Raw genomic sequence first — 23,159 nt, 5'->3', positions numbered from 1 at the left:
GTGGCCGGCCCCGCCGCTCACAGCCAGCCCTTCTCCCGCGCGATCCGTACCGCCTCCGCCCTGTTGCGGGCCGCCAGCTTCTGGATCGCGGTCGAGAGGTAGTTGCGGACCGTGCCCTGGGAGAGGTGGAGTGCCTTGGCCAGTTCGGCGTTGGTGGAGCCGTCGGCCGCGGCGCGCAGGACCTCGCGTTCGCGGTCGGTCAGGGGATTGGCGCCCTCGGCCAGCGCGGCCGCCGCCAGCGTGGGGTCGATGACACGCTCCCCCGCCAGCACCTTGCGTACGGCCGCGGCGAGTTGGGCGGCCGGGGCGTCCTTGACCAGGAAGGCGTCCGCGCCGGACTCCATGGCGCTGCGCAGATATCCGGGGCGGCCGAAGGTGGTGAGGATGAGCAGCTTGATGCCCGGGAGCTCCTTGTGGACCTCGGCCGCAGCCTCTATGCCCGTCATGCCGGGCATCTCGATGTCGAGGAGCGCCACGTCCACGTCGTGGGCGCGGGCCGCCGCCAGCACCTCGTCGCCGCGGGCCACTTGGGCGACCACCTCGATGTCGGGCTCGAGTCCCAGCAGGGCGGCCAGCGCCTCGCGGACCATCGACTGGTCCTCGGCGAGCAGGACCTTGATCGTGCGGCTCATGCACCGGATCCTACGGGGTCCTCCGCCGGGCCCGCCGGGGTCCGGCCGTCCTCCAGGGGCGCCCGTGCCACCAGCCGGAATCCGCGCCGTACACGGCCCGCCTCCATCGATCCTCCCGCCTTCTCCAGGCGCTCGGTCAGACCGGTCAGGCCGTTGCCGGGCGCCGCGCCCGAGGTGCCGCCCGAGCCGTCGTCCTCCACCGAGAGTTCGAGCACGGGACCGTCCAGGGTCTGGCGGCGGACCAGTCCCACGGTGCAGCGCCGGGCACCGCTGTGCCGTACGACATTGGTGACGGCCTCGCGCAGCGCCCAGGCCAGCGCGGACTCGGTCTCCTCGGGGACGCCGTCGAGGTCGGGTTCGGCCGGGAGGTCGGCGATCACGTCGGCGGCCGTCAACGCCACCTGCGCGCCCGCGAGTTCACCGGCCAGCCGCGGCCTGCGGTAGCCGGTGACCGCCTCGCGCACGTCGACCAGGGCCTGGCGGCTGACCTGTTCGATGTCGGCGACCTGCTGGGCCGCCCGCTCGGGGTGGTCGGGGAGCATCCGCCCGGCCAGTTCGCTCTTCAGCGTGATCAGCGAGAGCGAGTGGCCGAGCAGGTCGTGCAGGTCGCGGGCGAGCCGCAGGCGCTCCTCGTTCGCGGCGAGCTGGGCGACGGTGGCCCGCGCCTTGCGCAGTTCCACCGTCGTACGGACGAGCTGGCGCACGCCGGTCATCGCGAAGCCGATGAGGACGACGAGCAGGACCAGGTTGCGGGCGTCGTCCTCGCCGCCGTGCAGGCCGACGAGCAGCATCACGACGGCGGTCAGCGGGATCGTCCAGTAGGAGACGCGCAGCGGGAACGTCGTCCCGCAGGCGACCGAGACGTACACGAACAGGCCGAGCCAGGGAGCGCCGAGCGTCAGGCACAGGACGACGGCCAGGACACCGAGTGCGAGCACCATGAGCGTGACGGCCAGGGTGCCCGTGAATGCCTTGCCCATGTGCCGGAAGACCAGCGTCAGATAGACCGCGACGAAGGCCGCGAGGCCCACCCAGCCGGCCGCGGTGGCCGCCGGTGTGTGGGTGCCGGAGGCGAGGTCGTGGACCGGTGAGCCGAGGAACACCAGCCAGATGACGATCCACACCGACTTGCGCAGGGCCTCGCGGAGGTTGCGGGGGGACTCCCCCATCCTCACGATCCGGTCCGTGCGGGCCGTGTCGGGCAGCGGGTCTTCCGTCATGGCGTTCACGCCTTCAGCGTGTCCTTCCGGTACAGCCAGGCCGCGCCGCCCGCGAAGAGGGCGAAGGACACGGCGAGGATGGCGATGTCCTTCGCGTGCGGGGCGTTCCCCAGTTCGATGGCCTGCCCCAGGGCAGCGTACGCGTGCGTGGGAAGCCACTTGGCTATGTTCTGGAGCCAGTCGGGGAAGGTCGTCGTCGGCATCCACAGGCCGCCGAGCATCGACAGACCGAAGTAGACGATCATCGTGATGGGCCGTACCGCGTCCCCGCTGGCGAGGTAGCCGATGGCGACGCCGAGCGCGGCGAAGACCAGGCTGCCCGCCCAGATCACGCCGGTGAGCGCGAACCACTGCCAGACGTCCAGGCGTACGTTCTTCACCGCCGCCGCGACCACGAAGACGATGACGATCGAGGGCAGGCTGATCACGGCCGCGCTGGCCGTCTTGGCGAACACATAGCCGCGGCCGGGCAGCGGGGTGAGCCTCAGCTGCCGTACCCAGCCGCTCTCCCGCTCCTTGGCGATGCGCTCGCTGTTGCCCATCAGGACGGCGGTCAGGGCGCCGAAGGAGGCCATGGAGACCATGAAGAAGGTCGGCAGGGTCAGGCCGGTGCCGGGGACCTTGGTGTGGTCGTCGGCACTGCCGGCGATCAGCAGGAACAAGGCCGAGGGGTAGATCACCGAGAAGAACAGGAACTTCCGGTTGCGCAGGGCGCGGGTGATCTCCAGCTTGATGAGACTGTTCACTTGGACGCGGCCTCCTCGGCGGCGGTGCCGGCACCTTCGTGGGCCCCGGCGGCGGTGAGCGCGGCCTCTTCGGCCTCGGTGATGGCGACGAATGCCTGCTCCAGGCCGAGCCCGGCGACTTCGAGGTTGCGGGGGTAGACGCCGAGCCCGTACAGCGCGTGGACGGTCGCGTCCGCGTCGGAGGACTGGATGCGGACGGTCTGCCCGGATCCCGCGGCGGAGCCGCTTCCGGACACCGTGACCGAGGTGAGGAACGGCAGCGCGCGCAGCCGGGCCTCGTCGATCACGCCCTCCAGGTCGAAGGACACACGGCGCGCTCCGGCCTTGGCCTTGATCTCGGCGGCGGTGCCGTCGGCCAGCAGCCGTCCCCGGTGCAGGACGAGGACGCGGTCCGCGATGGCGTCGGCCTCCTCCAGGTAGTGCGTGGCGAACAGGACCGTACGGCCCTGGTCGGCCTGCTCGCGCATGGTGGCCCAGAAGGCCTGCCGGGCGGAGACGTCCATGCCGGTGGTGGGTTCGTCGAGGACGATCAGATCGCTGTCGCCGGCCGTGGCGAGGGCGAAGCGGACGCGCTGCGCCTGGCCGCCGGAGAGCTTGTTGACCTTGCGGTCGGCGATCTGGGCGATGCTCGCGCGGGCGAGGACCTCGCTGGGGCGGTACGGCCTCGGGTGCAGGTCGCAGGCGAGCTTGACCAGTTCACCGACGGTGACCTCGTCCATCAGGCCGCCGCTCTGGAGCATGGCGCCCACCCGGCCGGCGACGATCGCCTCGCGCGGGGCGGTGCCGAACACCCGGACCGTCCCGCTGTCGGCGTTCTTGAGGCCGAGCAGCAGGTCCAGCGTGGTCGACTTGCCCGCGCCGTTGGGGCCGAGCAGGGCGACGGTCTCGCCGGGGTGGAGTTCGAGCGTCAGCCCGTCCACGGCCCGGACGTTCCCGTAGCTCTTGGTCACCGATTCGAACCGGACCACCGATGTGCTCGTGGTCGCCGCTGTCGTTGTCATGTCGTCCATCGTGGAGGAGAGGGGGGAGTCGGCGGCAGTGCGCTGTGTCCTGGGTCGCGGATGACAGATGTCATGTCTGCGACCCCGGTCCGGCACGGCAGAAGGGCACCCCGCCGGTGGAGTACCGGTGGGATGCCCTCCTGTCGTGCCTGCGGCGCCCGCTAGTTGGGGTTGGTGGGGATGGTCACGTCGCGTTCGGCGGTCGTCTTCCCGACCAGCGCCCTTCCTATGGCGGAGGCCACGTCCTCCGGGCTCACGGCCTTCTTGCTGCCGTCGCCCTTGGTGATCGTCACACCGTCGAAGGCGTGGCCGTACAGCGACTGGAGCACGTTCAGGTCGTAGTGCTCGACGAGCTTGCCCTGGACCGGCCGGACGCTCAGGAACTTCCAGATGGACTTCTGCGGGCTGAAGGGGATGTAGTGGCTGGCGTCCGTGCGGATGATGATGGTCGCGGACATGGCGACCGTCGCGAACGTCGACATCTTCCGGTCCACCTCGGCCTTGCTGACCGTCGGCTGACGGGTCGTGGTGGCGACCTTCACCGGAGTGGCCGCGCCGGTCTCCACCTGCGCGCGGTACGCGTCCTCGACGGCCTGGAGGGAGGGGCCGACGTCGATGCCCTTGCCCGCCTTGCCGTAGACGGCGACGGCCTTGCCCGGCTGGAACTTGATCGTGCCGTCGTTCGCCGAGCCCGAGCCGCTGGCGGCGCGCTCCAGCGCGGCCTGGAGCTTCTCCTCGTCGACCGGCATCACGGGGTCCACCACGCGTCCCTGGCCGAACAGCGAGCCGATCACGGAGATCGGGTTGTAGTCGCTGCCCGCGGCGGCGCGGACGGTGGCCTGGCTGTCCAGCTGGAGTCCGGCCTGGTCGGGCCTGAGCTTGACCGTGTCACCGTCGACGGACAGCGTGAGCGGCTTGTTCGTCCGGTCGCCGAGTGCCTCGTCGAGCTTCTTGACCGCGTCGTCGCGGGTGCCGCCGCCGATGTCGACGCCGAGCACCGTGGTGCCCTTGGGCACGTCGGAGTGGTTCATCAGCAGTCCGGCACCGTAGGCGCCGCCCGCGAGGAGCACGACGAGGGCGCCGAGGAGCGCCGGCTTGTTGCGGCCCTTCTTCTTCGCCGGCTTCGCCGGGGCGGTGGGCCGGCGGACCGGCTCGGGGAGCTTCGGCGGGGTGTGCGAGCGGGGGCCGTCGTTGCGCTCGCCCTCGAACGCGAAGTCGTGGCTGGGCGACACGACGGGCATGCCGCTGGTCAGCGTGTGTCCGGAGACGTTCTCCGCGGGGGCGCCGTAGCCACCGGGACCCGGTTCGGGTGCCGGCTTCTGCGGCGTCAGGATCGCGGTGTCGTCGCTGAGACCGCCGCTCAGTCCGCCGCGGGTGCCGGTGCCCGCGGCGGGGTAGCCCCTGCCGGTGCCCCGGTTGCCGGTGGCCGGGCCGGACTGCGCGGCCAGGCTGCCGGGGGCCGCGCCCGCACCGGTCGGAGGCCGCAGCGGGCCGTCCCCGGTGGTGGGGCCCGAGGTCGGACCGGCCGGGCCGCCCCGGCCGTTCTCGGAGAAGTACGGGAGGTCGTCACGGCGCGGCTCGCCGGATCCCGCGGGCGCACCGGATCCGCCGGACGAGCCGATGGCCGGGAACGAGCCGGTGTCGCGCAGCGCGCCGGAGACGTCGAAGGAGCCCGTGCCGCCGCCGTGGCCGGGGGCCACGGGTCCGGCGCCGGTGGCACCGGGGAGCGGTGCGCCGTTCGCGCCGCCGGGGCGGCCGCCGGTGATGCCCAGCGGTCCGGCACCGGTGGACGGCGCGGGCCGTCCCGTGCCGGGGGTGCCCGCCGCGGGCGCGGAAGGCGCGGTTCCGGCCGGAGCCGAAGCGCCGGGCATGCCCGCTCCGTTGGTCGAGCCGCCGCCCTGCCCGCCCTTGGGGGGCGTGCCGGCCTTGCGGGGCGCGAACCAGTCGCTCGTCTTCTCCTCGGCCGGCGCCGGCTGGTCCACGGGCGCCGCGGCGGGGGCGGACGGGGCCGGGACGGTGGCACTCGGACCGGCGGCGCCCGCGGGCGAACTCGCGGCCTGCGGCGCCGGTGTGCCGGTCTGGGCGCCGTCGCCGCCCCCGGACGACGCGTCGGCGTCGGCGACGGGCGTGCGGACGACCACGGGCGGGATGGGCCGCGATCCGGGGATGTTGATCCGGATCCGTGTCGTCAGGGTTGTCTCGGTCTTGCGCTCCTCCGTCGGCCCGGCGGCCGAACGGCCCGCGTCGGCACCGTTCTCGGAGGCCGCGGGCGTGCCGTACGGCGGCGTCCCCGACGGGTACGCGGCTCCACCGCGCCCGTTGGGCCCGGAGGACGAACTGTCAGTTTCACGACTCAAGGCAGGTTCTCCCGGTTGGCTCCGCCGCCCGTTTCCTCGACCTCATCTCGGGCAGCTCGGCGGCGCGCACCACCATACTGGCCATGTCCGGCCCGCAAACCTCGCCCGTCCAGGAATCTCGCACCGGACCGGCACGGGACCGATACGGCGAAGTGGTACGTCACTTGCCAAGTCGGGCACCGGAAGGGCCCGGTTGCCGCCCCTGGCCGAGAGTGGCGCACATCACAGCCGTCGCCATGCCGCCGAGCAGGAAGAGATACGAGCCGACTCCCGCGCCGAAGAGGAAGTCACCTTCCGGGCGGCTTGCGGTGAGCAGGACGACGGCGACCATCCAGCCCGCGGCGGGGGCGACGGCCCCGGCCCGGGACTCCGCCGCCCGCGCGCCGCCGAGGAAGAGTCCCGCGGCGCCCGCCAGGGCGAGCAGCAGCCCGAGGGGGAACCAGCCCGGCTGCACCAGCGCGCCCGCGACGCCGACGACGGCGCCGAGCAGAAAAAGCCCCAGGTAGGCGGCGATCCGCCCGCCCGAGGGGCGCGTCAGGGGCTGGGCGAGGAGGCTCCCGCCCCGCTGTCCGTTCGTGCTCATCGCTGCTCCGTCCCCTCGAAGAGGTCGCGCTCGCGCGCCGCCGGGCGCGGGGCGTCGGCCAGTTCGTAGTACTCGGTGGTGAAGAGCGGCTGGGCCAGCTCGTTCGAGAGGACGAACCAGGGCCCGTCCACGGTGATCTGGGTGGCGTGCGCGCGCATCGCGGCGGCCTTGGCCGCGGCGTACGCGGTGCCGTCGATCTCGGTGGTGACGATCGCCTCGTCGACCACGCCCGGCACGTCCCCGACGGCGGCGGTCCGGTCGAACGGCAGCCCGGGGAGGGCCTCGCGCAGCCGGGCGAACGCCTCCTCGGCGACCGGGCGGGGCACCCGGTTCCAGTACGTCTTGGCGATCCGCCAGGCGTCGCCGAGATCGGGGCGGTGGGCGGGGTCGGCGGCCAGCTCGGCGGCGCGCACGGCCACACGGTGGGCCTGGATGTGGTCCGGGTGCCCGTAGCCCCCGTCGGGGTCGTAGGTGACGAGCACCTGGGGCCGCACCTCGCGGATCACCTCCACGAGATGGTCCGCGGCGGTGTCGACGTCCGCGGCCCAGAAGGCGCCGGCGCGGTGGTTCTGCTCGGCGCCCATCATCCCGGAGTCGCGGAACCTCCCGGGGCCACCCAGGAAGCGATGGTCGGTGACGCCCAGTTCCTTCATGGCGGCGCTCAGCTCGCCGGTCCTGTAGGGGCCGAGTCCGCCGTCGCGGTCGGGGGCGAGATGGGCCAGTTCGGGCGGAATGACCTCGCCCTCCTCGCCGAGGGTGCAGGTCACCAGCGTCACCTGGGCGCCCTCGGCCGCGTAGCGGGCCATGGTCGCGCCGTTGTTGATCGACTCGTCGTCCGGGTGCGCGTGCACCAGGAGCAGACGCCGGTCGGGCAGTTCCGTCATGGAGCCCACCCTACGAGGCACCGGCCGCCCTCGGTCCGCCCGCCGGGCCCCGTCGCGCCGCGTCGGGCGGGGGCCGCCGCACGGCCCGGGAGGCCGGCGGAGCGGCGGTCCGCGCGCACGGACGAACGGACTCGTTTCGGGGAGGCCGGACGGGGCAGGCGGGGAGCGGGAGTCGGACGTACGCCCCGCCGCCGGTCCCGGCGCGGATCAGAACTTGATGCTGCCGATCATGCCCGCGATGTTGGTGGTCAGATCGCTGATCGTGGGAGCGATCGTCGAGGAGGCGAGATAGAAGCCGAGCAGCATGCAGACAACCGCGTGACCGCCTTTCAGCCCTGACTTCTTGATCAGGAGAAAGACGATGATCGCCAGCAGCACCACCGCCGAAATCGAGAGTGCCACGGCGGTTCACCTCCAAAGTTCCCAGGGACCTGGGGTCCGGTACGGGGTCGGACATGGGGGGTCGGTCGTTCCCAACAGCAGCCAGCAGGTTCCTACCCACACAGCGCTAGTGATCATAACTATCCGTACGCGCGCATCGATCGGCGCACGGCCGCACAAGGGGGCGCATGGCCAATATGGTCGAGGCATGACGAACGAGCCTCTCTCCTTCCCGCGCCGGTACGCCCGCACCCAGCGGTTCACCTCCGGCGCGCCGCGCGCGTTCACCGTGTCCCCCGACGGCTCCCGCGTGGTGTTCCTGCGGTCCCCCTCCGGTACGGAGCGGGCGAACCAACTGTGGGTCCTCGACGTGCCGGAGGGCCGCGAGCGGGTCGTGGCGGACCCGGCGGCGCTGCTCGGCGGCGCCGTCGAGCACCTCTCCCCCGAGGAGCGCGCGCGCCGCGAGCGCAGCCGCGAGGGCGGTGCGGGGATCGTCGGCTACGCCACGGACGCGGCTGCCGAGTTGGCCTCTTTCACCTTGTCAGGACGGTTGTTCACGGCGGAGCTGCGGGCCGGCACGGCACGTGAACTCCCGGTCCCCGGGCCGGTGATCGACCCGCGCCCCTCGCCCGACGGCAGGCTCGTGGCGTATGTGTCCGGCGGCGCGCTGCGGGTCGTGGGGGCCGAGGGCGAGGGCGACCGGGCGCTCGCAGAGCCGGAGGAGGCCGCGGGTCCCGGTGCCGTCTCCTACGGCCTGGCCGAGTTCATCGCGGCCGAGGAGATGGGGCGTTCGCGCGGCTTCTGGTGGTCACCCGAAGGGGACCGGCTGCTCGTCGCGCGCGTGGACGACACGCCGGTGCGGCGCTGGTGGATCTCCGATCCGGCGCACCCGGAAGCCGATCCGCAGCGGGTCGCGTACCCGGTGGCGGGCAGCGCCAACGCGGAGGTGCGGCTCTTCGTGTTCGGGCTCGACGGGGTCCGCACGGAGGTGTCCTGGGACCGGGCGCGCTACCCGTATCTGGCCCATGTGCACTGGTCAGCCGCCGGTGCGCCGCTGCTTCTCGTGCAGGCCAGGGACCAGCGCAGCCAGCTGTTCCTGGCCGCAGACCCGGACACCGGGGCGACCCGGATGGTGCACGCCGACGAAGATCCAACTTGGCTCGATCTTTTCCCTGGAGTGCCGTGCTGGAGCCCGGGCGGACAGCTCGTGCGGATCGCCGACGAGGGCGGCGCGCGGGTACTGGCGTTCGGCGAACGTCCGCTGACCGGGGCCCAGTTGCACGTCCGCGCGGTGCTCGACGTCTCGGCCGACGACGTGCTGGTCTCGGCCTCGGCGGGCGAGGACGCGAGTTCACCCGAAACGGGTGAAGTACATGTGTACCGGGTGAACGAACTCGGCCTGGAGCGCGTCTCGCAGGAGCCGGGCGTGCACGCGGCGGTGCGCGCCGGGGGCGTGACCGTGCTCGTGTCCTCGGTGCTCGACCGGCCGGGCGTCCAGGTACAGGTGCTGCGCGAGGGGAAGAAGGCGGCGACCATCTCCTCGTACGCCGAAGATCCCGGTTTGTCCCCGCGCGTGACACTCACACAGGGGGGCGCACAGAAAATCCCATGCGCCGTGCTGTTGCCCACCGACTATGACGGCGACGACCCCCTGCCCGTCCTCCTCGACCCCTACGGCGGTCCGCACGGCCCCCGGGTGCTCGCCGCGCACAACGCGCACCTCACCTCGCAGTGGTTCGCCGACCAGGGCTTCGCGGTGGTCGTCGCCGACGGCCGCGGCACCCCGGGGCGCTCCCCCGCCTGGGAGAAGGCGATCCGCGACGACCTGACCCTCTCCCTCGACGACCAGGTCGAGGCGCTGCACGGGCTCGCCGGGCGGTTCCCGCTCGATCTGTCCCGGGTGGCCATCCGCGGCTGGTCGTACGGCGGCTGGCTCGCGGGGCTCGCCGTGCTGCGCCGCCCCGACGTCTTCCACGCGGGCATCGCGGGCGCCCCGGTCACGGACTGGCGGCTGTACGACACGCACTACACCGAGCGGTACCTCGGCGATCCGGCGGCCAACCGGGCGGTGTACGAACGCAGTTCGCTGGTCACCGACGAGGGACTGTCCGCCCCCGCGGACACCCACCGGCCGCTGATGATCGTGCACGGCCTCGCCGACGACAACGTGGTGGTGGCGCACGCCCTGCGGCTGTCCTCGGCCCTGCTGGCGGCCGGCCGCCCGCACGAGGTGCTGCCGCTCTCCGGGGTCACGCACATGACCCCGCAGGAGACGGTCGCCGAGAACCTGCTGCTGCTCCAGGTGGACTTCCTGCGACGCGCTCTCGGAACGAACTGACCGACCGGGAAACAACGAGCCGGGGTGACATGGCTGCACCCCGGCTCGTTCACGGCACCCGCACGGCCGTACGGTGTTCACCCTGCCGCGTCCGTATATCGGTACCGCTTCCGTCAAGTTGCCTGTGTGTTAACGACGTTCGTTCACATTTGTGGCGCTATGCCGTCCCCTCGGTCGGCTCCTCCGGCGGCACGACCTGCTTCTCCTCCGCGAAGTGGCAGGCCGAGTCGTGGGCGGCCGGGCCCTCGACGAGCCGGAACTCGGCCGGCACCGCGAGCAGCGGCACCTCCAGCGTGCAGCGCTCCTGCGCCTTCCAGCAGCGGGTGCGGAAGCGGCAACCGGAGGGGATCTTCGCGGGCGAGGGCACGTCCCCGTGCAGGATGATCCGCTCCCGGTGCTCACGGGCCTCGGGGTCGGGCACGGGCACCGCCGACAGCAGCGCCTGGGTGTAGGGGTGGGTGGGATGGTCGTAGATCTCGGTGTCCCTGCCGGTCTCCACGATCCGCCCGAGGTACATCACCCCGACCCGGTCGGAGATGTGCCGCACGATCGACAGGTCGTGCGCGATGAAGACGTAGCTGAGCTCGAACTCGGCCTGGAGCCGGTCCAGCAGGTTGATCACCTGCGCCTGCACGGAGACGTCGAGCGCGGAGACCGGCTCGTCGGCGACGATGATCTCGGGCCGCAGCGCCAGGCCCCGCGCGATGCCGATGCGCTGGCGCTGGCCGCCGGAGAACTGGTGCGGATAGCGGTTGATGTACTCCGGGTTGAGCCCGACCACGTCGAGCAGCTCCTGGACCCGGCGCCGCCGGTCGCCCTTCGGCGCGACCTCGGGGTGGATGTCGTACGGCTCCCCGATGATGTCGCCGACGGTCATGCGCGGGTTGAGCGAGGTGTACGGGTCCTGGAACACCATCTGGATGTTGCGGCGCACCGCCTTCAGCGCCTTGCCCGACAGCCGGGTGATGTCCTCGCCCTTGTACTTGATCGCGCCCTCGGTCGGCCGCTCCAGGTTGACGAGCATCTTGGCGACCGTGGACTTGCCGCAGCCGGACTCGCCGACGATGCCGAGGGTCTCGCCCCGGTCGAGGTGGAAGTCGACGCCGTCGACCGCCTTGACCGCCCCGATCTGCTTCTTGAAGAGGATCCCCTGGGTGAGCGGGAAGTGCTTGACGAGTCCGCTGACCTCCAGCAGCGGCTCAGTTGCGGCTTGAGTCATCGAGGCACTCCCTCCAGAAGAAGCAGGCACTGCCGCGGTCCGCGTCGACCTCCGCGAGCGGCGGCACCTCGGTGCGGCAGATGTCCTGGGCCATCGGGCAGCGCGGGTTGAAGGCGCAGCCCGGCGGAATGTGCATCAGGTTGGGCGGCAGGCCCTTGATGGCGTAGAGCTCCTGGCCCTTCTGGTCGAGCCGCGGGATCGAGTCGAGCAGCCCCTTGGTGTACGGGTGGGCGGGCGCCTTGTAGATGTCGTGGACCGGGGCCGTCTCGACGATCCGGCCCGCGTACATCACCGCGATCTTGTCGGCGACGTCCGCGACCACGCCCAGGTCGTGGGTGATGAGGATGAGCCCCATGTGGAGCTCGCGCTGGAGCTCCGCGAGCAGGTCCATGACCTGAGCCTGCACGGTGACGTCGAGCGCGGTGGTCGGTTCGTCGGCGATGATCAGGGCGGGTTCCAGGGCCAGCGCCATGGCGATCATGATGCGCTGGCGCATACCGCCGGAGAACTGGTGCGGATAGTCCCGCACGCGCTCGGCGGCCCCCGGGATGCGCACGTGCTCCATCAGCTCGATCGCCTTGGCGCGGGCCTCCTTGCGCGACATCCCCCGGTGCACGGTGAACATCTCGCCGAGCTGGTCACCCACGTTGATGACGGGGTTCAGGGACGACAGCGCGTCCTGGAAGATCATCGCCATCTCGGCGCCCCGGACCTTGCGCCGCTCCTCCTCCTTGAACTTCAGCAGGTCCTTGCCCTGGAAGAGGATCTCGCCGCCGGTGATCTTCCCGGGCGGGATGTCGAGAATGCCCATCACGGCCTGGGCGGTCACCGACTTGCCGGAGCCGGACTCGCCGAGCACGGCGAGCGTCTCGCCCTCGTCGACGCTGTAGTTGACCCCGTTGACGGCCTTGGCGACTCCGTCCCGGGTCCTGAACTCCACGTGCAGATCGCGTACTTCGAGCAGCACGGCGGTCACCTCAGCTTCGGGTCGAGGGCGTCGCGCACCGCGTCGCCGAGCATGATGAACGCGAGCACGGTGATCGCGAGCGCGCCGGCCGGCCACAGCAGCATGTGCGGGGCCTGGCGGATGTACGCGGAGGCCGAGGAGATGTCGATGCCCCAGCTGACCGTCGGGGGCTTGAGGCCGACACCCAGGTACGACAGCGTCGCCTCCAGCGAGATGTACGTACCGAGCGCGATGGTCGCGACGACGATGACCGGCGCGACCGCGTTCGGGGTGATGTGCCGCAGCATCATCCGGGAGTTGGAGGCGCCCAGCGCGCGGGCCGCGTGGACGTAGTCGTTCTCCTTGGTGGTGATGACGGAGCCGCGCGCGATCCGGGAGACCTGCGGCCAGCCGAGCAGCACCATGAACCCGACGACCGGCCAGATCGTGTTGCTGGTCACCACGGAGAGCAGGACCAGACCGCCGAGCACGACGGGGATCGCGAAGAAGATGTCGGTGATCCGGGACAGGATCGAGTCGCCCACCCCGCCGTAGAAGCCGGCCAGGCCGCCGAGGAACGAGCCGAGCAGCGCGACCCCGATCGTGGCGAGCACGCCGACGCTGATCGAGACCCGGGTTCCGTAGACGGTCCGGGTGTAGACGTCGCAGCCCTGGCCGTCGAAGCCGAAGGGGTGTCCGGACTGCGAGCCCTCCTGGGCCTTGGCGAGGTCGCACTGGAGCGGGCTCTGGGAGGTGATCAGCGAGGGCCAGATCGAGATGACGACCAGGAAGAGGATGACCAGTCCCGAGATGATGAAGACGGGGTTGCGGCGCAGGTCCCGCCAGGCGTCGGACCACAGGGAGCGCGGCTTCTCCTTCGGTCCCGTGCCCTCCGGTCCCCCCGGCGTCCGCTCCAGGGTCTCCGCCTCGCTCGACCCGAGGTCCATCGTGCCGCCGAAGCCGGTCGGGGCGATGGCGAGGTCCTCCGGCGGCGGGCCTTCGGGACCGTGGTGGAATTCCTCTTCCTCGTACGGCGGCTGCTCAGGCATAGCGGATCCTCGGGTCGAGTACGGCGTACAGAAGGTCGACGAGCAGGTTGGCGACCATGAAGATGAGGACGAGGATGGTCACGAAGCCGACGACGGTCTGGGTGTTCTGGCGCACGATCCCCTGGTAGAGCTGGTAGCCGACCCCGTGGATGTTGAAGATCCGCTCGGTGACGATCGCGCCGCCCATCAGCGCCCCGATGTCGGTGCCGATGAAGGTGACCACGGGGATCAGCGAGTTGCGCAGCAGATGCCGGATGGTCACGCGCCGCCGCGGCAGGCCCTTGGCGACGGCGGTGCGCACGTAGTCGGACCGCTTGTTCTCCGCGATGGAGGTCCGGGTCAGACGGGTCACGTAGGCGAGGGACACCGAGGCCAGCACCAGGCCGGGCACGATCAGCTCGCCGAAGGTGGCGTCCGGGGAGACGGACGGTTTGATCCAGCCCCATTTGACGCCGAGCAGCAGCTGGGCCAGCAGACCGGTGACGAAGGTCGGCACGGAGATGACCACGAGGGTGAGCAGCAGGACGCCGGTGTCGACGGGCCGGCCGCGGCGCAGACCGGTGATGACGCCGAGCGTGATGCCGATGATGATCTCGAAGAAGATCGCGACGATCGTCAGCCGGATGGTGACCGGGAACGCGGAGGCCATCAGCTCGGTGACCGGCTGTCCGTTGAACGCGGTGCCGAAGTCGCCGGTGAAGATGTGGCCGAGGTAGGTCAGGTACTGCTGCCACAGGGGCTTGTCGAGGCCGAACTCCGCGCGCAGCTGGGCGGCCGTGGCGGGGTCGCACTTGCGCTCGCCGCAGAGCCCCGCGATGGGGTCGCCCATCACGTTGACCATCACGAAGATGAGCAGGGTGGCGCCGATGAAGACCGGGATCATCTGTAGCAGTCGCCGGATGACGTACCGTCCCATGAGTGCTCCGGGGATAGAGGGGCGGACCGGTGCGAGCGGCCCGCCCCGGGCGGCTCAGTTGACGGTGATCTCGTTGTAGACGGGCACGCTGAACTGGTTCAGGGCCACGTTCGAGACCTTGTCCGAGTAGCCGGCGCTGCCGTTCTGGTACCAGAGCGGGATGGCGGCCATGTTGTCCCCTACGACGCCTTCGGCCTGCTGGAAGAGCGAGATGGCCTTGCCGGTGTCGGTCTCCGCGTTCGCCTGGTTGACGAGGTTGTCGAACTGCTTGTTCGACCACTGGCCGTCGTTGGACGAGGCGTTCGTGTAGTAGAGCGGCTGGAGGAAGTTCTGGATCAGCGGGTAGTCCATCTGCCAGCCGGCCCGGAACGGACCGGGCATCTTGTGCTGCCCGATCTGGTTGCGGAAGTCGGCGAAGGTGCCGATCGGGTTGCCGACGCAGGCCTTGTTGTTGCCGAGGGCGTTGTTGATCGAGTTGCAGACCGCGTCGACCCATTCCTTGTGGGAGCCGGTGTCCGCGTTGTACGAGATCTTGACCTGCCCGCCGGGCAGGCCTCCGCCCTCCTGGACCATCTTCTTGGCCTCGGACGGGTTGTAGTCGCAGTACTTGCCGCACAGACCCTTCTGGAAGCCGCCCTTCTCGCCGAGCACCGGTGAGGTCCAGTCGCTCGCGGGGGTCCGCGTCTTCTGGAAGATGGTGTCGGTGATCTGCTGGCGGTTGATCGCCATGGACAGTCCCTGACGGACCTTGGTGGCGCCGCTGGTGTTCCACTTCGGGTCGTAGAACGGGAAGGCGAGGGTCTGGATGATGCCGGCCGGGGTGTTGATGTACCGGCCGTTCAGGTCGGAGTTCGCGTTCTTGAGCTGGGCTGCGGGCACGTCGTCGACGAGGTCGAGGTTGCCGGCCAGCAGGTCGTTGTAGGCGGTGTTGTTGTCCGTGTAGACCTTGAGGGTCACACCGTCGTTCTTCGCCTTGTCGTCACCGGGGTAGTCGTTCCACTTCACCAGGGACATCTGCGAGCCCTTGGTGTAGTTGTCGATGGTGTACGGGCCGTTGCCGACGGGCTTCGCCACCCAGGCCGCGTGGTCGCTGAAGAACGACTTGGGCAGCGGCGAGAAGGCCGCGTAGCCGAGGGTGTCGGGGAACGTCGAGAACTTCTGGGTCAGCGCGACGGTGAACGTGTCCGTTCCGGTCACCTTGAGCCCGGAGAGGGTGTCGGCGGTCTGCTTGCCGGTGTCGGGGTGCGTCTTGTCGTAGCCCTGGATGTAGCCGAAGAAGTACGCGTTCTTCTGGTTGTTCTTCAGGCTGGCGCCGTAGTTCCAGGCGTCGACGAAGGACTGGGCGGTGACGGCCTCCCCGTTGCTGAACTTCCAGCCGCTCTTGACCGTGATCGTGAAGTTCTGCGAATCCGTGGTCTCGATCTTCTGGGCGAGCATGTCCTCGGCGGCGCCGGTCTTGGCGTTGTACCGCTTGAGCCCGCGGAAGATCATGTCGAGGACCTTGCCGCCCTGCACCTCGTTGGTGTTGGACGGCTCCAGCGGGTTCTGCGGGTCACCCCAGGAGGCGCTGACCGTGCCGGAGCCGCTGCTGCTGCCACCCCCTCCGCCCCCGCAGGCGGACGCCGCCAGGGCTACCGCCGCCGCGCATGCGGCCCATTTGGCGTGCGTGGCTCCACGCATGGAGTGCCTCCTCGAGAGTGCGCTGTGCCGCCGGCGCCGGGGTCGGGGTCGGGCGTCCGGCTCCGGTGCGCTGTGCCTATGGGGCCCAATATCTGTCCATACGGGGCACATCGCACATTTACCCCACCCTTCCGGGTGGCGATCCATCCGGAAGGGGGCACTCCGGACGCTCCGTCAAATGATCTTGACCAACGATCAAGACGATCTTGACCTTTGGCGCAACAGATCTTCACGCATCGATGCGGAACTGTTCATTCCAGTGCACGAGATGTACGCATTCCGAGACTCTGGCGTCCGGATAACGAACTCATTGCCCGTTTCGCCACATTGGTCCGAATCCGGACACAGAACGGCCACAGTGCGCTACACGCGTAGTTACGCTGAGGTCAAGCCGAGGCAAAGAAAGTAAAGAGAAAACCAAGGCGACCGAGATTTTATTGACCTTGCATGAATTGCGTTGAAAAAGTCCGGCGTAGCCCGTAGGGAGCGCCCTGCGGAGCCCTTGACCCCTCGGGCCTGGAGCATCATGACCCCCCCTACTCCATCCGCGGCCGCCCCACTTGAGGTGACCGACGAGACCGGCAAGACCCCGGCTCCGTCTTCCACCCCCAAGGGCTCAGAGAGTCGCTCCCCGGGTCGACTCGCCTGGAAGCGGTTCCGGCGCGACCGGACCGGTGTCCTTTCCGCGTACATCGTGGTCTTCTTCTTCGCGATCGCGATCTGCGCGCCGCTGATAGCCAAGCTGTACGGGAAGAACCCGTACGAGCAGTACGGCCAGGAGACGGACGGTCTGCTCAACGACTTCGCCTTCCCGGTCAAGCCCAACGGCGGCATCGACGGCAACTTCTGGTTCGGCATCGAGCCCCAGCTGGGCCGTGACGTCTTCACGTTCCTGCTGTACGGCATCCGCACCTCGCTGATGATCGCCACCGCCGCCACCCTGCTGACCACCGTGGTCGGTGTCGTCATCGGCATCACCGCGGGATACCTCGGCGGCCGGACGGACTACCTCGTCGGCCGGGTCATCGACATCCTGCTGTCGTTCCCGTCCACGCTTTTCTTCATCGCCTTCATGCCGGTCGTCTACACGCTCTTCGTGCCCTTCAACGAGGACGTCCCGACCTGGCTGCGGGCCACCTGCCTGATCCTCGTCCTCTCCGCCTTCGGCTGGGCCTCCATCGCGCGTCTGCTGCGCGGTCAGGTCCTCGGCCTGCGGGAACGTGAGTTCGTCGAGGCGGCGAAGGTGACCGGCGCGTCCTCGCGCCGCATCGTCTTCAAGGAACTGCTGCCCAACCTCTGGACGCCGATCCTGATCCAGTCCACCCTCATGCTGCCGGCATACGTCACGGCAGAGGCGGGACTCGCCTTCCTCGGCGCGGGCATCCAGGACCCGACCCCCGACTGGGGCGTCATGATCCAGCGCGGCGCCAGCTTCTACACGGAAGACATCACCTTCATGATCTTCCCGGGCGTCTCGATGATCATCTTCGTCCTCGCCTTCAACCTGCTCGGAGACTCGGTCCGCGACGCACTCGACCCGAAGTCCAAGCGCTGACTTCCATCCCAGCCCCGGTCGAAGTCGTCCGGCTGGTTACCCGTCTCTCAATTCACCCACCACTAGGCAGGTAAGCCATGTCCTTTTCCCGCAGAAACTTCCTCATAGCCACTGGTGTGGCCGCCGGTGCGACCACGGTGCTCAGCGCGTGCAGCAGCGGCAACGGAGGCGGGAGCGGCAGCAACAAGGCCCCGTCCGTGGCGAAGGCCAAGGCGGCCACCATCGCGGTCGGCACCAAGGCCGACTCCACCGGTCCGGCCCCCGAGGTCGCCGGCGCGGTCAAGGGCGGCACGATCTACACGCTCGACCAGATCGACTGGGACCACCTGGACCCGGCGCAGCTCTACTCCTCGTACGAGGGCGCCTGCTCGGTCCTGTTCCTGCGCGGTCTGACCGGCTACAAGGTCGACTCCAAGGGCGGCACCACCCTCGTGGGTGACCTCGCCACGGACGCCGGCACCGCGGCCGACGGCGGCAAGACCTGGTCCTTCACGCTGAAGGACAACGTGAAGTGGGAAGACGGCGCCGACGTCACGATCGAGGACGTGCGCTGGACCTTCGAGCGTCTCTTCGCCTCCTTCGTCACCCAGGGCCCCCGCTACCCGCAGGGCTGGCTCATCGGCGGCGACAAGTACAAGGGCCCCTACGCGGGCAAGCACCTCGACTCCATCGAGGTCAGCGGCAAGACCATCACGTTCAAGCTGAAGGAGGCCCACGCCGACTTCAACTTCATGGTCGCCATGCGCGGCTTCTCCATCGTGCCCAAGAAGCACGACACCAAGGAGAAGTACGACAAGCACCCGCTCTCCTGCGGCCCCTACAAGATCGCCAGCCGCAGCATCGGCAAGGGCGCGTCGCTGGTCCGCAACACCCACTGGGTCGCCGAGACGGACCCGCTGCGCAACGCGTACCCGGACAAGTTCGAGTTCCAGTTCGGCTTCCAGTCGCTGGCCTCCACGGACCGCTACATCGCCGACCAGGGCAACGACCAGTTCACGCTGTCGCTGCTCAACGAGGTCGCCGCCGAGCGCATCCAGAAGGTCATGACGGACCCGACGCTCAAGAAGCGCGTCCTGACCCAGGTCGACACCACCTGCTACTACTTCGCGATCAACACCAAGCGCGTCACCGACGTCAAGGTGCGCCAGGCGCTCAACTTCGCGTGGCCCTCGAAGCAGCTCCAGCAGATCCGCGGTGGCTCGCTCTCCACGGCGACCGCCACCACGATCATCAGCCCGCTCACCCCGGGTCACAAGGACTTCGACCTCTACGAGAAGAAGTCGAAGCCCATGGGTGACCCCGAGAAGGCCAAGGCCCTCCTCAAGGAGGCCGGCAAGACGGGCCAGCGCATCGTCGTCGCCATGCAGCAGTCGGACAACGCGGTCAAGCAGGCCGTCGCGATCAAGACCGCGCTGACCAAGGCGGGCTTCACCCCGGTCGTGAAGCAGGTCGACAAGACCTCCTTCTACAGCCAGATCGGCCAGCTGGACAACCAGTACGACATGTTCGCCGCCGGCTGGGGCCCGGACTGGCCGGCCGGTTACGCGGTCATCCAGCCCTGCTTCGACAGCAGCCAGATCGCCGACGGCGGTGTCAACTGGCCGCAGCTGAAGGACGCGAGCGTGGACAAGGCGATCGCCGCCGCCACGATCGAGCCCGACGCGAAGAAGGCCGCCAAGATGTGGGGCGACATCGACGAGCAGATCATGCAGCTCGCCGCCGTGGTTCCGGACTACAACCCGATCCGCAACTACTTCCACGGCTCCAAGGTCGGCGGCGTGATCTACGACTCCGGCAACACCTGCATCGCACTGGGCAAGGTCTACGCCGCGAAGGCCTGACCCCGCTTCGGGGCGGCGGCCACCGTGCCGCCGCCCCGGCCCCTCTCACCCCCACCCCACACTCCCGGCGACGGCGCCCCGTCCGGAAAGTCACGCCATGCTCCGTTTTCTAGTCCGCCGTGTGATCGGCGCACTTGTGATTCTGCTGATCATCAGCGCCGTCACCTTCATGCTCTTCTACGCGCTCCCGCGTGACCCCGCCCGCATGGCGTGCGGCAAGGTCTGCACCAAGGAGCTCTTGGATCAGGTCAGGGTCAACCTCGGGATCGCCGACCCACTGCCGGTGCAGTACTGGCACTGGCTGGAGGGCATCTTCGCCGGGCGTGACTACGGCGGTCTGGGCAACTGCAACGCCCCCTGCCTCGGCTTCTCGTTCACCAACCGCGAGCCGGTCCTCGCCACGATCAAGGACCGCATGCCGCTGACGATCTCCCTCGCGCTCGGCGCGTCGGTCTTCTTCCTCATCATCGGTGTCGGCACGGGCATGATCGCCGCCGTCAAGCAGGGCAAGGCCGCCGACAAGATCGCCAGCTCGTTCTCGCTGATCGGCTCCTCGCTCCAGATCTACTTCGTCGGCTACATCGCGATGTACTTCCTGGTCCAGCAGCTCGGCATCCTCGAGCAGCCCTCGTACACGTCGTTCTTCGACGACCCGGCCGCCTGGGCCGGCGGTCTGCTGCTGCCCTGGCTGACGCTCTCGATCATCTTCACCGCGAACTACACCCGTATGACGCGCTCCCAGCTGGTGGAACAGCTCAGCGAGGACTACGTGCGCACGGCCCGCGCCAAGGGCCTGTCCCGGCGCGCGGTGTTCTTCCGCTTCGCCTGGCGCGGAGCGATGGGCCCGATCGTCACGATCTTCGGCATCGACCTGGGCACGCTGATCGGCGGCGCCATCATCACCGAGTCGGTCTTCAGCCTCCAGGGCATCGGCAAGCTCGCCGTGACCGCCGTCGAGGCGAACGACCTGCCCATGCTGCTGGCCGTCACCGTGGTGGCCTCCGGGGCGATCGTCTTCTTCAACATCCTCGTGGACGCGGTCTACGCCTTCATCGACCCGCGGATCCGGCTCGCCTGACCCCGGCGCCCCGCCGCCGTTCCCCCGCCGACCCGCAAGCTACCCCTCGCATCACCCCCCAGGAGCGTCCCCGTGACGAGCACCGATCAGCAGCCCTTCCTGTCCGTCAGGGATCTGAAGGTCCACTTCTCCACCGAGGACGGCGTCGTCAAGGCCGTCGACGGTCTCACCTTCGACCTGGCCAAGGGCAAGACGCTCGGCATCGTGGGCGAGTCGGGCTCGGGCAAGTCCGTCACGAACCTGACGATCCTCGGCCTGCACGACCGCGACCGCACCGCCATCGACGGCGAGATCCTGCTCGACGGCAAGGAGTTGCTGACCGCCTCCGAGCGGGAGCTGGAGAAGCTGCGCGGCAACAAGATGTCGATGATCTTCCAGGACGCGCTGGCCTCGCTGTCCCCGTACCACACCATCGGCCGGCAGATCGGCGAGACGTACCGCAAGCACACCGGTGCCTCCAAGAAGGAGGCCCGGGCGCGGGCGATCGAGATGCTGCGGCGCGTGGGCATCCCGCAGCCGGACGTCCGGGTGGACGACTACCCGCACCAGTTCTCCGGCGGTATGCGCCAGCGCGCGATGATCGCGATGGCGCTGGTCTGCGACCCCGAGCTGCTCATCGCCGACGAGCCGACCACCGCGCTCGACGTCACCGTGCAGGCCCAGATCATGGACCTGCTCAAGGACCTCCAGCAGGAGTTCGGCACCGCGATCATCTTCATCACGCACGACCTCGGCGTCATCGCCGACATCGCGGACGACGTGCTCGTGATGTACGGCGGCCGGTGCGTGGAGCGGGGCACCAAGAAGGAGGTGCTGCGCGCGCCGCAGCACCCCTACACCTGGGGCCTGCTGGGCTCCATGCCGAGCCTGGACGGACCGGTCGACGTTCCGCTGTCGCCGATCCCGGGCTCGCCGCCCTCGCTCCTCAACCCGCCGTCCGGCTGCCGCTTCCACCCGCGGTGCACCTTCGCGGAGAAGGTCACCGGCGGTCTCTGCTCCACCGAGCAGCCGCCGCTCCAGGTCACCGACGGACGCGGTGCCGCCTGCCACCTCACGGCGGACCAGCGCCGCGACTTCTTCGCCGACTTCGCCGCGACGCGGTCGCACTGACGTAACTGAGACGGGACTTCACGATCATGAGCAACACGAACCCCCTCCTGGACGTCACCGGACTGACCAAGCACTTCCCGGTGATGGGCGGCTTCCCCTTCAAGCGGAAGATCGGCGCGGTCCAGGCCGTGGACGGTCTCGACTTCCAGGTCGCCGAGGGCGAGAGCCTCGGCCTGGTCGGCGAGTCCGGCTGTGGCAAGTCGACCACGGGCCGGCTGGTCACGCGTCTGCTGGAGCCCACCGGCGGCAGCATCAAGTACCGCGGCCAGGACATCACGCACGCCAACCGCAAGCAGCTGGCGCCGGTCCGCTCCGAGATCCAGATGATCTTCCAGGACCCGTACGCCTCGCTGAACCCGCGGCAGACGGTCGGCAAGATCATCTCGGGTCCGATGGAGATCAACGGGATCAACCCGCCCGGCGGTCACGAGAAGCGCGTCCGCGAGCTGCTGGAGACGGTCGGTCTCAACCCCGAGCACTACAACCGCTTCCCGCACGAGTTCTCCGGCGGCCAGCGCCAGCGCATCGGCGTGGCCCGCGCGCTCGCGCTCCAGCCGAAGCTGATCGTCGCGGACGAGCCGGTCTCGGCGCTCGACGTCTCCATCCAGGCGCAGGTCGTCAACCTGCTCCAGGACCTCCAGCGGGACCTGGGCATCGCGTTCCTGTTCATCGCCCACGACCTCGCGATCGTGCGGCACTTCTCGCAGCGCGTCGCGGTGATGTACCTCGGCAAGATCGTCGAGATCGCCAACCGCGAGGACCTGTACGACAACCCGCGCCACCCGTACACGCGCGCGCTGATGTCCGCCGTTCCCGAGGCGACCGCGGACGACGTCCCGACCCGTGAGCGCATCCTGCTCAAGGGTGACGTCCCCTCGCCGCTCAACCCGCCGTCCGGCTGCCGTTTCCGCACCCGCTGCTGGAAGGCGACGGAGAAGTGCGCGACCGACGCTCCGCCGCTGGTGCAGATCTCGGGCAGCAACGACGGTCACCTGACGGCCTGCCACTACCCGGAGACGACGGAGACCGTCCCGGCCCCGCGTCTCGCCAAGGACCCCGAGGCGGCGGTCTGACACACCCCTTTTCGTCAGCCGCCCCCTTTCAGGAACCGACCTTCCCGGCCCATTGACCCGAGCCCACGAACGCCGGTTCCAGGGGAACGAAGGCCCGCACCACTCCGGTGCGGGCCTTCTCCCGTGTGGCGGCACGGTCCCGCTCAGGCCCCGCCCATCTCCAACGGGCCGCGTTCCATGCAGAATTCGTTGCCCTCCGGGTCCGCGAGGAGGACCCAGCCGCCGCCGTCGGGGCGGATGTGGTCGGCGACGCGGCGGGCGCCGAGGGACAGGGCGCGTTCGACCTCGTCGTCGCGGGTGCGGCCGTGCGGGGTCAGGTCGAGGTGGACGCGGTTCTTGACCGTCTTGCCCTCGGGGACCTGAACGAACAGCAGGGTCGGGCCGCCTGACGGATCCTCGATGACCGCCTCCGGGTCACCCGGCTTGTCGTCGTCGTGGAGCGGCCTGCCGAGCAGCCTGCTCCAGAACAGCCCGACGTCGTAGGGATCGCCGGTGCAGTCGAAGGTGATCGTACGGATGGTGGGGTGCGAGAGCGGTGCCTCGGTCATGG

At 69.7% G+C, this 23,159-nt stretch carries 20 protein-coding genes; 6 read left to right on the top strand and 14 right to left on the bottom strand.

The features are described from left to right. Positions 1 to 17: 17 nt before the first annotated feature. The 8 genes from WJM95_RS21190 to WJM95_RS21155 form a co-directional block, all read right to left on the bottom strand. Positions 18 to 632 carry a response regulator transcription factor gene (locus WJM95_RS21190; RefSeq protein ID WP_339131271.1) on the bottom strand — a complete coding sequence of 205 codons (615 nt, stop codon included), beginning with the start codon at positions 630 to 632 and terminating at the stop codon, positions 18 to 20. Beyond that, complete coding sequence (locus WJM95_RS21185; protein ID WP_339135733.1) at positions 629 to 1,852, bottom strand: sensor histidine kinase; 1,224 nt, start codon at positions 1,850 to 1,852, stop codon at positions 629 to 631. Before WJM95_RS21185 ends, WJM95_RS21190 begins: the two co-directional genes overlap by 4 nt. Positions 1,853 to 1,857: 5 nt before the next feature. Further along, on the bottom strand, positions 1,858 to 2,598 hold the full coding sequence (locus tag WJM95_RS21180) for an ABC transporter permease (RefSeq protein WP_339131270.1): 741 nt from the start codon (positions 2,596 to 2,598) through the stop codon (positions 1,858 to 1,860). After that, entirely contained in the window at positions 2,595 to 3,599 is a 1,005-nt protein-coding gene (locus WJM95_RS21175; protein WP_339131269.1) for an ABC transporter ATP-binding protein, read from the bottom strand. The genes WJM95_RS21180 and WJM95_RS21175 overlap by 4 nt, the downstream gene beginning before the upstream one ends. Positions 3,600 to 3,760: 161 nt before the next feature. Further along, entirely contained in the window at positions 3,761 to 5,956 is a 2,196-nt protein-coding gene (locus WJM95_RS21170; protein WP_339131268.1) for a hypothetical protein, read from the bottom strand. Between the two features lie 160 nt (positions 5,957 to 6,116). Beyond that, a complete protein-coding gene (locus tag WJM95_RS21165; protein ID WP_339131267.1) occupies positions 6,117 to 6,539 on the bottom strand; it encodes a DUF6113 family protein in 423 nt (140 codons plus the stop codon). Beyond that, the gene (gene mshB, locus WJM95_RS21160) at positions 6,536 to 7,423 is read right to left on the bottom strand and encodes an N-acetyl-1-D-myo-inositol-2-amino-2-deoxy-alpha-D-glucopyranoside deacetylase (protein ID WP_339131266.1); all 888 of its coding nucleotides are present in this window, start codon (positions 7,421 to 7,423) and stop codon (positions 6,536 to 6,538) included. The genes WJM95_RS21165 and mshB overlap by 4 nt, the downstream gene beginning before the upstream one ends. 207 nt (positions 7,424 to 7,630) lie before the next feature. Then, on the bottom strand, positions 7,631 to 7,825 hold the full coding sequence (locus WJM95_RS21155) for a hypothetical protein (RefSeq protein WP_037620693.1): 195 nt from the start codon (positions 7,823 to 7,825) through the stop codon (positions 7,631 to 7,633). 187 nt (positions 7,826 to 8,012) lie between these two features. Between WJM95_RS21155 and WJM95_RS21150 the strand changes: the two genes are divergently transcribed. Continuing rightward, entirely contained in the window at positions 8,013 to 10,142 is a 2,130-nt protein-coding gene (locus WJM95_RS21150; protein ID WP_339131264.1) for a prolyl oligopeptidase family serine peptidase, read from the top strand. 157 nt (positions 10,143 to 10,299) lie between these two features. On the opposite strand, the gene WJM95_RS21145 is transcribed toward WJM95_RS21150, so the two are convergent. The 5 genes from WJM95_RS21145 to WJM95_RS21125 all read right to left on the bottom strand — a co-directional run bounded on the left by WJM95_RS21145 (position 10,300) and on the right by WJM95_RS21125 (position 15,952). Beyond that, positions 10,300 to 11,361, bottom strand: a complete 1,062-nt coding sequence (locus WJM95_RS21145) for a dipeptide ABC transporter ATP-binding protein (RefSeq protein WP_339131263.1) — start codon at positions 11,359 to 11,361, stop codon at positions 10,300 to 10,302. Next, positions 11,342 to 12,328, bottom strand: coding sequence for an ABC transporter ATP-binding protein (locus WJM95_RS21140; RefSeq protein WP_339131262.1), 987 nt, complete (start codon positions 12,326 to 12,328; stop codon positions 11,342 to 11,344). The genes WJM95_RS21145 and WJM95_RS21140 overlap by 20 nt, the downstream gene beginning before the upstream one ends. Positions 12,329 to 12,333: 5 nt before the next feature. After that, complete coding sequence (locus tag WJM95_RS21135; protein WP_339135731.1) at positions 12,334 to 13,254, bottom strand: ABC transporter permease; 921 nt, start codon at positions 13,252 to 13,254, stop codon at positions 12,334 to 12,336. A gap of 94 nt (positions 13,255 to 13,348) precedes the next feature. After that, positions 13,349 to 14,272, bottom strand: coding sequence for an ABC transporter permease (locus tag WJM95_RS21130; RefSeq protein ID WP_339131261.1), 924 nt, complete (start codon positions 14,270 to 14,272; stop codon positions 13,349 to 13,351). Positions 14,273 to 14,326: 54 nt separating this feature from the next. Continuing rightward, a complete protein-coding gene (locus WJM95_RS21125; RefSeq protein WP_339131260.1) occupies positions 14,327 to 15,952 on the bottom strand; it encodes an ABC transporter substrate-binding protein in 1,626 nt (541 codons plus the stop codon). Between the two features lie 526 nt (positions 15,953 to 16,478). On the opposite strand from WJM95_RS21125, the gene WJM95_RS21120 reads away from it, so the two are divergent. From WJM95_RS21120 to WJM95_RS21100, 5 genes are all read left to right on the top strand, one after another. Next, positions 16,479 to 17,507, top strand: a complete 1,029-nt coding sequence (locus WJM95_RS21120) for an ABC transporter permease (RefSeq protein WP_339131259.1) — start codon at positions 16,479 to 16,481, stop codon at positions 17,505 to 17,507. Between the two features lie 77 nt (positions 17,508 to 17,584). After that, positions 17,585 to 19,348 carry an ABC transporter substrate-binding protein gene (locus WJM95_RS21115; protein ID WP_339131258.1) on the top strand — a complete coding sequence of 588 codons (1,764 nt, stop codon included), beginning with the start codon at positions 17,585 to 17,587 and terminating at the stop codon, positions 19,346 to 19,348. Between the two features lie 97 nt (positions 19,349 to 19,445). Continuing rightward, complete coding sequence (locus WJM95_RS21110; RefSeq protein ID WP_339131256.1) at positions 19,446 to 20,426, top strand: ABC transporter permease; 981 nt, start codon at positions 19,446 to 19,448, stop codon at positions 20,424 to 20,426. Between the two features lie 72 nt (positions 20,427 to 20,498). Continuing rightward, on the top strand, positions 20,499 to 21,536 hold the full coding sequence (locus tag WJM95_RS21105; protein ID WP_339131255.1) for an ABC transporter ATP-binding protein: 1,038 nt from the start codon (positions 20,499 to 20,501) through the stop codon (positions 21,534 to 21,536). Positions 21,537 to 21,562: 26 nt separating this feature from the next. Then, entirely contained in the window at positions 21,563 to 22,609 is a 1,047-nt protein-coding gene (locus WJM95_RS21100) for a dipeptide ABC transporter ATP-binding protein (protein WP_339131254.1), read from the top strand. Between the two features lie 143 nt (positions 22,610 to 22,752). On the opposite strand, the gene WJM95_RS21095 is transcribed toward WJM95_RS21100, so the two are convergent. Continuing rightward, positions 22,753 to 23,157, bottom strand: a complete 405-nt coding sequence (locus WJM95_RS21095; protein WP_339131253.1) for a VOC family protein — start codon at positions 23,155 to 23,157, stop codon at positions 22,753 to 22,755. Positions 23,158 to 23,159 lie beyond the last annotated feature (2 nt).

The sequence above is a fragment of the Streptomyces sp. f51 genome (assembly GCF_037940415.1).
In the GTDB taxonomy this organism is placed as follows: Bacteria; Actinomycetota; Actinomycetes; order Streptomycetales; family Streptomycetaceae; genus Streptomyces.
This window is presented reverse-complemented; position numbering and strand designations above follow the sequence as displayed.

What these genes read in the sequence shown, in the direction of transcription:
- WJM95_RS21190 (WP_339131271.1), bottom strand. Translation starts at nt 632, where the DNA reads ATGAGCCGCACGATCAAGGTCCTGCTCGCCGAGGACCAGTCGATGGTC.
- WJM95_RS21185 (WP_339135733.1), bottom strand. Translation starts at nt 1,852, where the DNA reads ATGACGGAAGACCCGCTGCCCGACACGGCCCGCACGGACCGGATCGTG.
- WJM95_RS21175 (WP_339131269.1), bottom strand. Translation starts at nt 3,599, where the DNA reads ATGACAACGACAGCGGCGACCACGAGCACATCGGTGGTCCGGTTCGAA.
- WJM95_RS21165 (WP_339131267.1), bottom strand. Translation starts at nt 6,539, where the DNA reads ATGAGCACGAACGGACAGCGGGGCGGGAGCCTCCTCGCCCAGCCCCTG.
- mshB (WP_339131266.1), bottom strand. Translation starts at nt 7,423, where the DNA reads ATGACGGAACTGCCCGACCGGCGTCTGCTCCTGGTGCACGCGCACCCG.
- WJM95_RS21150 (WP_339131264.1), top strand. Translation starts at nt 8,013, where the DNA reads ATGACGAACGAGCCTCTCTCCTTCCCGCGCCGGTACGCCCGCACCCAG.
- WJM95_RS21145 (WP_339131263.1), bottom strand. Translation starts at nt 11,361, where the DNA reads ATGACTCAAGCCGCAACTGAGCCGCTGCTGGAGGTCAGCGGACTCGTC.
- WJM95_RS21135 (WP_339135731.1), bottom strand. Translation starts at nt 13,254, where the DNA reads ATGGACCTCGGGTCGAGCGAGGCGGAGACCCTGGAGCGGACGCCGGGG.
- WJM95_RS21130 (WP_339131261.1), bottom strand. Translation starts at nt 14,272, where the DNA reads ATGGGACGGTACGTCATCCGGCGACTGCTACAGATGATCCCGGTCTTC.
- WJM95_RS21125 (WP_339131260.1), bottom strand. Translation starts at nt 15,952, where the DNA reads ATGCGTGGAGCCACGCACGCCAAATGGGCCGCATGCGCGGCGGCGGTA.
- WJM95_RS21120 (WP_339131259.1), top strand. Translation starts at nt 16,479, where the DNA reads ATGACCCCCCCTACTCCATCCGCGGCCGCCCCACTTGAGGTGACCGAC.
- WJM95_RS21115 (WP_339131258.1), top strand. Translation starts at nt 17,585, where the DNA reads ATGTCCTTTTCCCGCAGAAACTTCCTCATAGCCACTGGTGTGGCCGCC.
- WJM95_RS21110 (WP_339131256.1), top strand. Translation starts at nt 19,446, where the DNA reads ATGCTCCGTTTTCTAGTCCGCCGTGTGATCGGCGCACTTGTGATTCTG.
- WJM95_RS21100 (WP_339131254.1), top strand. Translation starts at nt 21,563, where the DNA reads ATGAGCAACACGAACCCCCTCCTGGACGTCACCGGACTGACCAAGCAC.
- WJM95_RS21095 (WP_339131253.1), bottom strand. Translation starts at nt 23,157, where the DNA reads ATGACCGAGGCACCGCTCTCGCACCCCACCATCCGTACGATCACCTTC.